Annotated in this window: 7 protein-coding genes and 1 tRNA gene; 1 reads left to right on the top strand and 7 read right to left on the bottom strand. The window is 50.4% G+C overall.

Annotated features, from left to right (window positions below; translation table 11 throughout):
* The coding region (locus Q0E49_RS01025; protein WP_295745650.1) for an IS30 family transposase at nt 1-901 on the top strand (901 nt) is incomplete at its 5' end.
* A 138-nt stretch (nt 902-1,039) separates the two neighbouring features.
* On the opposite strand, the gene uraA is transcribed toward Q0E49_RS01025, so the two are convergent.
* From uraA to Q0E49_RS00990, 7 genes are all read right to left on the bottom strand, one after another.
* Nucleotides 1,040-2,311: a uracil permease gene (gene uraA, locus Q0E49_RS01020; protein WP_295745647.1), complete on the bottom strand. Its 1,272-nt coding sequence runs from the start codon at nt 2,309-2,311 to the stop codon at nt 1,040-1,042.
* Between the two features lie 257 nt (nt 2,312-2,568).
* Nucleotides 2,569-3,348, bottom strand: coding sequence for a deoxynucleoside kinase (locus Q0E49_RS01015; protein ID WP_295745645.1), 780 nt, complete (start codon nt 3,346-3,348; stop codon nt 2,569-2,571).
* A gap of 103 nt (nt 3,349-3,451) precedes the next feature.
* Nucleotides 3,452-4,324 carry an alpha/beta hydrolase gene (locus Q0E49_RS01010; RefSeq protein ID WP_295745642.1) on the bottom strand — a complete coding sequence of 291 codons (873 nt, stop codon included), beginning with the start codon at nt 4,322-4,324 and terminating at the stop codon, nt 3,452-3,454.
* Nucleotides 4,324-5,007, bottom strand: coding sequence for a 2,3-diphosphoglycerate-dependent phosphoglycerate mutase (locus tag Q0E49_RS01005; RefSeq protein WP_295745640.1), 684 nt, complete (start codon nt 5,005-5,007; stop codon nt 4,324-4,326). Before Q0E49_RS01005 ends, Q0E49_RS01010 begins: the two co-directional genes overlap by 1 nt.
* 116 nt (nt 5,008-5,123) lie before the next feature.
* Nucleotides 5,124-5,209: transfer RNA gene (locus tag Q0E49_RS01000), tRNA-Leu, on the bottom strand.
* A 67-nt stretch (nt 5,210-5,276) separates the two neighbouring features.
* A complete protein-coding gene (locus Q0E49_RS00995; RefSeq protein ID WP_295745637.1) occupies nt 5,277-5,735 on the bottom strand; it encodes a SprT family protein in 459 nt (152 codons plus the stop codon).
* Nucleotides 5,732-7,912 carry a Tex family protein gene (locus Q0E49_RS00990; RefSeq protein WP_295745634.1) on the bottom strand — a complete coding sequence of 727 codons (2,181 nt, stop codon included), beginning with the start codon at nt 7,910-7,912 and terminating at the stop codon, nt 5,732-5,734. Before Q0E49_RS00990 ends, Q0E49_RS00995 begins: the two co-directional genes overlap by 4 nt.
* Nucleotides 7,913-7,964: the final 52 nt, after the last annotated feature.

Here is a 7,964-nt window from a genome sequence, read left to right as displayed (position 1 = left end):
TCACGATCGTGTTGTCATCGAAACACTCCGCAATGAGAATCATTCGCTACGCTATATTGCTAACTATCTTGGTTTTAGCACGACCACAATCTTCAATGAGGTTCATCGGCTGAAGAGTGATTATCAAGCTCAATTAGCACAAGCGGATTATCGTCGTAAGGTATCACAACGCGGCCGTAAGCCTTCATTAACCAGGAACCTCAAGCACTTCATTGAAGAACGGATCAAGGTTCAAAAGTGGTCCGCGGAACAAGTTGCTCACGTCGTAGGAATTGCCTATAAGTCAATCTACAACTGGCTTGATCAAGGCTTACTGGATCTTCTATTAACTGATTTGCCGGATCAGGGGATTCGGCGGAAAAGAGCTAAAGAAACCCGGGGAACTTTTAGTCATGGACGTTCCATTGAAGAGCGACCAATCGAAGTCCAAGGGCGAAAGACCTTTGGCCATTTTGAAGCGGATACCGTTCTTTCTGGCAAACGAAAAGGCCAAACTATAGCAACGTTTGTAGAGCGTCAAAGTCGCTTGACGATTGTCAAACGGCTACGCGGACGTGACAGTCAGTCGATGAAAGAAGCCATTATTGAGCTCGCTAAACAACTCCAGGGAAAGTTAAAGACGCTAACGGTTGATCATGGCAAGGAGTTTGCGAACTACCAAGCTGTTGAGTCTTTAACTGGGATTCCTGTTTACTTTGCCCATGCGTATTCGCCACATGAACGTGGAACTAACGAGCACCGCAATCGCGTCCTTCGGCGTTTTATCCCCAAGAGCAAACGTGTGGAAGAAATTAGTGATGATGAACTGATCAAAATTAATTGGTACTTGAATTCACGCCAACTCCAATGTCTCAATTGGCGATCGCCGATTGAGATCTTTTGGTGTAATTTACACTGTTAAGCCTTGTTCAAGTTATTTCTTGCAATCTGCCGAATAATAATTAAAAGGCATTGCCGTCAAACATGAACGGCAATGCCCGAATTATATTTGTGATTATTAAACTAACCGTCAGACAAGGCATTAATCATTTTTGATTGGCTATTCCTCACTCCGCGCCTTTTCTGGCAGGATCAGATTTAAGATCACCCCCAGAATGGCCGCCACGGCCAGCCCGGAGAATTGGTACTTACCTAACTGCAGGTAAGCATTCCCGATCCCGATTACCAGGATCACGGAAGAAATCATCAAGTTACGCTTGGCATTAAAGTCGATCTGGTGTTCAATCAGCACCCGCAAACCACTCGAAGCAATCACCCCGAAGAGGAGGAAGGAAATCCCCCCGATAACTGGGGAAGGAATCGTTTCGATGAGGGCGCTCAGTTTGCCCACAAAGCTGAAGAAGACCGCAAAGATTGCCGCCCCACCGACAACATAAACCGAGTGCACTTTGGTAATCGCCAGCACACCAATGTTTTCCCCATAGCTGGTCACTGGGGGCCCGCCAACAAAGCCGGCAATAATGGAAGCAGTCCCGTCACCCGCCAGTGTCTTGTTTAGTCCGGGATCCTTAAAGAAGTCCCGCTCCGTCAGTTCATTGAGCACCATGATGTGCCCCAGGTGTTCTGTCATCGTGACAAAGGCAATTGGTGCCATGCTGAAAATTGCCCCCCAGTAAAGGCGCGGATGGTAGTTGATAAACGGTACCTGGAAGTGGGGCAAACTAAACCAGTGAGCATGCATCACTGGCGTGAAGTCCACAATCCCGAAGAGGCAAGCCACGAGATAGCCGGCGACAATCCCCATCAGGATGGGAATTAAGCCTAAGAACCCCTTGCAGTACATATTAAAGATAATCGTGATGACCATCGTTAGCATCGCAACGGCGAAGAAGCGGAGGTCGTAGTGACCGGTGGCCGCATTAATCGTGGCGTCCTTAGCAGCAGTGCTGGCCAGCGACAAACCGATCACAATCACGATTGGCCCAACAATGATCGGCGGCAAGACCCGGTCAATCCACTCCGCCCCAATCCGGCTGACAATCAACGACACGATCAGGTACACACAGCCCACCGCGATGGTCCCCTGGGCAATCCCCGGGTAACCAGTCGTCTTCATCAAGGCCATCATGGGAACCACGAACGAGAAACTGGAGCCCATGTAGGCCGGAATCTTGTGTCGAGTAATTAAGAGGTACATCAGCGTTCCCACACCCGAACTAAAGAGGGCAATCCCCGGATTTAACCCTACCAGGATCGGGACGAGAACTGTCGACCCAAACATGGAAAACATGTGTTGGAGCGACAAGCCAAGCCACTGGCCAGTACTCGGTCGCTCATCAACATCAAGTACAACATCACGACGGTGTGCCATATTATTCCTCCCCAAACAAAAACAGCTCTGCGGTCCCCATTACCCCAAAGCTGCTCTTTCTCCGGCTCACCAGTCGGCTATTTTCACGCACCTTGGAGGCCTCGCGGGACCCCTTTAAAGGTTATCAATTACATAACAGCATAGGTGGGTTTGCCTCTTCTGTCAAGCGCTTATGCGAAAAATAAAAAGTGATAACCAGTTAAACTGATCACCACTTTGTCTGCAGCTGGTGAGTCAGCCCACCATCATGCTGGGAGTTATTCAATTTTAGCATCAGCAGCGGGTGCCGCCGGCTTATCATCTAAGCTCAGGCTGGACAACTCTTCCTCCAGCTGGCTAAACCGTTCATCATCTAATGAATTAATTTTCAACAGTTCGCGGTAAACCTGGTCTAACACTGCCTGACGGTCTGCCAAATTACTCATAAAGTCATATTTGGCCCCATCAATAATCAACAGTGGTGAGGCATCATACTCGCGCTTCCAATTAGCATAATACTTCAGCAGGCGCTTGTAGTAGTCAACCAGGGATGGATCACTTTCCACCTGTTCGTACTTCCGCCCACGCTTCTTAATCCGCTTGATCACCGTCGGGTAGTCAACATCAATCATCACCATCAGGTCCGGTGCCTTCTTGTGAGCAGCGTACGGGAGTTCTTCCATCATGTTCTTCAACAGCGATTCGTAAATATCCCATTCAACTTGCGTCGCGTTACCCATGTCGGCATTCATTTTCATGAAAATCGCATCTTCATAAATTGAACGGTCGAGCACGTTGTTATCATCGCGCATCGCCTGCTTAATCATCTTGAAACGCCGGTTCAAGAAAAACGTTTGTAGTAAGTAAGCATAGGGATTAGTCGCTTCCTTGTCGCCCGCTTTGCGCTTAGCGGCGGCAATTTCATTCCCCTTGTAGAAAAGAGGTAGAACCGGGTTGTCGTTGACTGGTTCGTAGTATGCTTTTGTGCCTAACTGACGCGCTAAAATTCCAGTCATGCTTGACTTGCCCGCGCCGATCATCCCTGCCATCGTAATCAAGATAAAACTTCAATCCTTCCCAATCTAGACAAAGAAAAGCGGCAGCGAAAATGAATATTCACTGCGGCTTTTTTGTCGTTATTCCATCAAACCAACTAGACTATTATTTCACATTTGGCTGTTCAATACCATCCAAAAATTGATGAATAACATTATAAACAGCCGGACTCCAGAAGTCAGACTCGTGCTTTGCCCCGTGCACCCGGTAAGCTTCCACACTGGCACCATGATCTTCGAGAGCATGGTACATTTCCTCCATTTCGTGGTATGGAACCGTCTTATCGGCATCACCGTGTAATAAGAGGAATGGCGGGTATTCCTTCGCGTTGGCCACCTGCTTAACCGGACTCATGGCCGCCTTCTTCGCCGCCCACTGTTTCTTATCTAACCCAAATAAACAGTACTGCAGCAGGTCAGCGCCTGGCTTATCGCCAGTAAAGTCAAAGGTGTCAGCAACATCCGTTGGGCCAAAACAGCTAACCACCGCGTTCACCCGGTCACTTTCGTTGACAAAGTCATCAGTCCGGTAACGAGGGTCGTCAGGAGTCAGTCCCGCAAGCATCGCCGCATTGGCCCCCGACGAAGTCCCCCACAGTGCCACACGCTGTGGATCAATATCGTATTGAGCGGCATTTGCCCGCAGGTAGCGGATGGCAGTCTTGACGTCCATTAAGAAGTCTGGGAACTGGTGGCCATTAATGGCGTTGCGGTGTTGAACAGTGGCCACGATATAGCCGGCACGCGCGAAATCCACTAACTGGGGTAACTGTTTGCCCAGCCGCGGCAATTGCCATGAACTTCCCTGCACAAAGACAATCAGTGGCCGCCGCTCAGTCTTAATTGCCGTCGTTGTCGCCCATGGCAACAGGATCGACATCTTCTGCGGTTCACCATCCGCGGCAGCATAGGTGATGTTATCGAGCAGCTGAATTTGTCCCTTCAGCTGTGGGTTATTTTTCAGTTCGTGAATTGCCATTAGTGTTCCTCCTTAGCTAATACTTGCTTGTCAATGACATTGAGATGGTCATCGAAGTGGTAGATAATGGGCTCGCCATTGGGGACCTCTACCTGGTCAATCTGGTCGTCATCAATGTGGTCAAGGTACTTGATCAACGCCCGGAGCGAGCTACCATGGGCGACCACTAGCTGGTTTTTATTGTCCAACAAGCGCGGTGCAATCGCGTCTTCCCAGTAAGGAAGTAGCCGTTGCTGAGTCATCTGTAAGCTCTCACTTAACGGCACCCTGACACCCAGGCGGTCATACCGCCGGTCGTGCTGGCGGGTGGTCAGTACCGGTGGGACAGCGGTAAAGCCGCGGCGCCACTTCTTCCATTGCGCTGTCCCGTAACGCTGACGAACAGTTTCCTTGTTCTGACCACTGAGGGCCCCATAATGCCGCTCGTTTAAGCGCCAGGTCTTATGAATAGGCAGATAGTCCTGATGAAGCTGTTCCAGGATCACGTTGGCAGTAATAATTGCCCGCTTCATCAACGAAGTATGCACGTCTGCAAAATCAATTCGTTTTCCAGCAAGAAGCTGGCCAACTGCCACCCCCTGTTTCAGTCCATGAGCAGTCAGCGGGACATCGGTCCACCCGGTAAAAATGTTATCCAAGTTGGCTTGACTCTGGCCGTGTCGCACAATTACTAATGTCGCCACGATTAGTCTGCTCCCTTCATCTCATGCTGTTAATAATGATAACTCATCTTTCGATCAGAAAACAATTATTCAATAAAAAAGCAGCAAACGTTCAAAACGTTTACTGCTTATTATCATGCGGCAAAGAGGACTCGAACCTCCATGGTCAATAATGACCACAAGATCCTTAATCTTGCGCGTCTGCCAATTCCGCCACTGCCGCATCAACGAAGAATATTTTACCAAACATTCTCCCGGCAAGCAAGCACAATTTGACAAAGACGTTAAATTCATACGCGGTTCTGTGTTGTCCACTTTCCTAGCAACTGAAAGCGACCCCCGCAGCGGGCACAACGAAAGCGATGAGTGTTGAACCGCCGTTGCCGGAACAGTCGGGCTCCACAACCCTGGCAACGGTATAACCAGCCCCGCCGTGGTTGCACAGCCGGCGCATAACGCGAGCCGCCTACTTTTTTGAGCAATCGTTTAAAAGCGGAACTGCGGTGGTGGTAGTCCTGGCCAGTTAAATGCAAATGGTAGTGACACAATTCATGCAAGATCACGCCCCGCAAAACTGCCGGACCGGCAGCTACCATCCGCGGGTTAATATCGATGTGGTGGTCGCCCAGGTGGTAACGGCCACCCGTCGTCCGCAGGCGATGATTAAAGAAAACCTGGTGGGTAAACGGCCGCCCAAACTGTTGGCGGGAGAGCTGCCTGGTCAAGGCCAATAATTCTTCGTTGGTCACTTGGTCGCTGCCTGCTTAGCCGGATCGACCATTGTCAGTTGGATCCGCTGCCGGTCAAGGTCGACTGATTCCACCCAGACAGTCACAATGTCACCTACCGCTACGACCTTCCGCGGGTCACGGATGAACTTCTTACTCATCTTCGAAACGTGAACTAAGCCGTCGTGCTTAACGCCAATATCCACGAAGGCGCCAAAGTCCACCACGTTGCGCACTATTCCTTCCAGCTTCATTCCTGCTTTCAGGTCGTCAATCGTCAAAACGTCCTGGCGGAGCAATGGTGCCGGCATTGTATCCCGTAAGTCCCTTCCAGGTGTCAGCAATGATTGGTAAATATCAGCAACCGTTTCTTTACCCGCATCAGGAGTAACGAACTGGTGCCAGTTAAGTTTTTTCAGCTTAGTTTGGGCTTCATCACTTCCTAACTGCTGTGGGATAACGCCCGCAGCAGTCAGCATTTTCTCGGCCACCGGGTAACTTTCGGGGTGGACATCGGTATTATCGAGGGGGTTCTTCCCGCCAATAATCCGTAGAAAGCCCACCGCCTGTTGATAAGCTTTCGGTCCTAAACGAGAAACCTTCTTCAATTCCGGGCGACTCTGGTAAGCGCCGTGCTCGTTGCGGTAGTTCACGATGTTGTGGGCAATCGTTTCGTTCAGGCCGGCAATCCGTGTCAGTAACTGATAAGAGGCAGTATTGAGGTTCACTCCGACCCTGTTAACTGCACGCTCCACTACGGCATCCAGCTCCGTCGAGAGTTCCTTTTCCGGCAAGTCATGCTGGTATTGCCCAACTCCGATTGCCTGCGGGTTAATCTTGACCAGTTCAGCCAGCGGGTCTTGAAGGCGCCGCCCAATACTGATAGCGCTCCGCTTTTCGACGTGAAGGTCGGGAAATTCTTCCCGCGCTTGTTCACTGGCGGAATAAACCGATGCCCCGGCCTCGTTGACGATGACATAGTAGACTGGCCGTTCAATCTTCTTCAGCATAGCCGCAACGAAAGCTGCTGACTCACGACTGGCCGTCCCGTTACCAATGGCAATCATTTCCACTTGGTACTTGTTGATTAGGTCAATTAACTGTCCCTCTGCCTGAGCCCGTTGCTTTTCTGGCGCTGGTTTATGGGGATAAATTACCGCCACGTGAAGCAGCTTACCATGCTGGTCAATGACGGCCAATTTGCAACCAGTCCGGTAAGCCGGATCAAAACCCAAGACAACCTTTCCCTTAATTGGTGCCTGCATCAATAGGTGGTAGAGGTTTTCCCCGAAAACCTTAATTGCCTGTTCGTCAGCTTTTTCAGTCAATTCCTTGCGGATTTCCCGGGAAATAGCCGGTGCCATGAAGCGCTTGTAAGCGTCACGGTAAGCCTCCGTAATGAAGGTCGTGGCTTCACCATCCCCGTGACTACCGATTAGCCGAAAGCGGAGATAGCCGTCGACCCGTTGATCATCCACCTGGACCTTCACCGAAAGGACTTTTTCCTTTTCTCCCCGGTTAATGGCCAGCACCTGGTAAGAACTAAGGTCGGCAATTGGCGAGCTGAAGTCGTAATACTGTTGGTACACACCGCGTTCATCGGCATCCTCACCACCGCGTCGGGTAGCCGTCACCAATTCACCCTTATCCCGGGTAAAGCCTCGCAGCCAACCCCTGACCGTTGCCATTTCGGCAATTGCCTCAGCCAAAATTTCGTGAGCGCCCGCTAGCGCTGCTGCGGTATCTGGGACATCATCACCGACGAACTTCGCAGCTTTTTCTGCTAACGACTCCTTCGGGAAAGTCAGGATCCAATTTGCCAGCGGGGTCAGTCCGGCCGCCTTAGCCTTTTGAGCTTTGGTCTGCCGTTTTTTCTTGTATGGCAAGTAAAGGTCTTCAACCGTCGTCAAGTCTTCAGCTGCCAGAATCTGCGCTTTTAATTGCGCTGTCAGCTTACCTTCATCACTAATGGCCTTGATGACCGTTTGTTGTCGCTTTTCCAGTTCGGCCACCTTGTTATAGCTGGTCGCGATCTCCTGGAGTTGAACTTCGTCGAGGGCCCCGGTCATTTCTTTCCGGTAACGCGCGATAAAGGGAATGGTGTTGCCATCATCGAGCAGGTCAAGGGCGGCCTTCACTTGGTGTTGACGAACACCATCAACGTCCTTAGTAACTAATTTAATCGTTTTTTCTTCCACAATATTCCTCACTTGTTGACAAAAAGCAGGGGGGCTGTATTCTCCCAGCCCC

It is taken from the genome of uncultured Limosilactobacillus sp. (genome assembly GCF_934202235.1).
In the GTDB taxonomy this organism is placed as follows: domain Bacteria; phylum Bacillota; class Bacilli; order Lactobacillales; family Lactobacillaceae; genus Limosilactobacillus.
Note: the sequence above shows the minus strand (reverse complement) of the source record. Positions and strands in the feature narration are given on the sequence as shown.

Excerpts from the sequence above, each read along its gene's own strand:
- Q0E49_RS01010 (WP_295745642.1), bottom strand. The coding sequence starts at position 4,324 with ATGGCAATTCACGAACTGAAAAATAACCCACAGCTGAAGGGACAAATT.
- uraA (WP_295745647.1), bottom strand. The coding sequence starts at position 2,311 with ATGGCACACCGTCGTGATGTTGTACTTGATGTTGATGAGCGACCGAGT.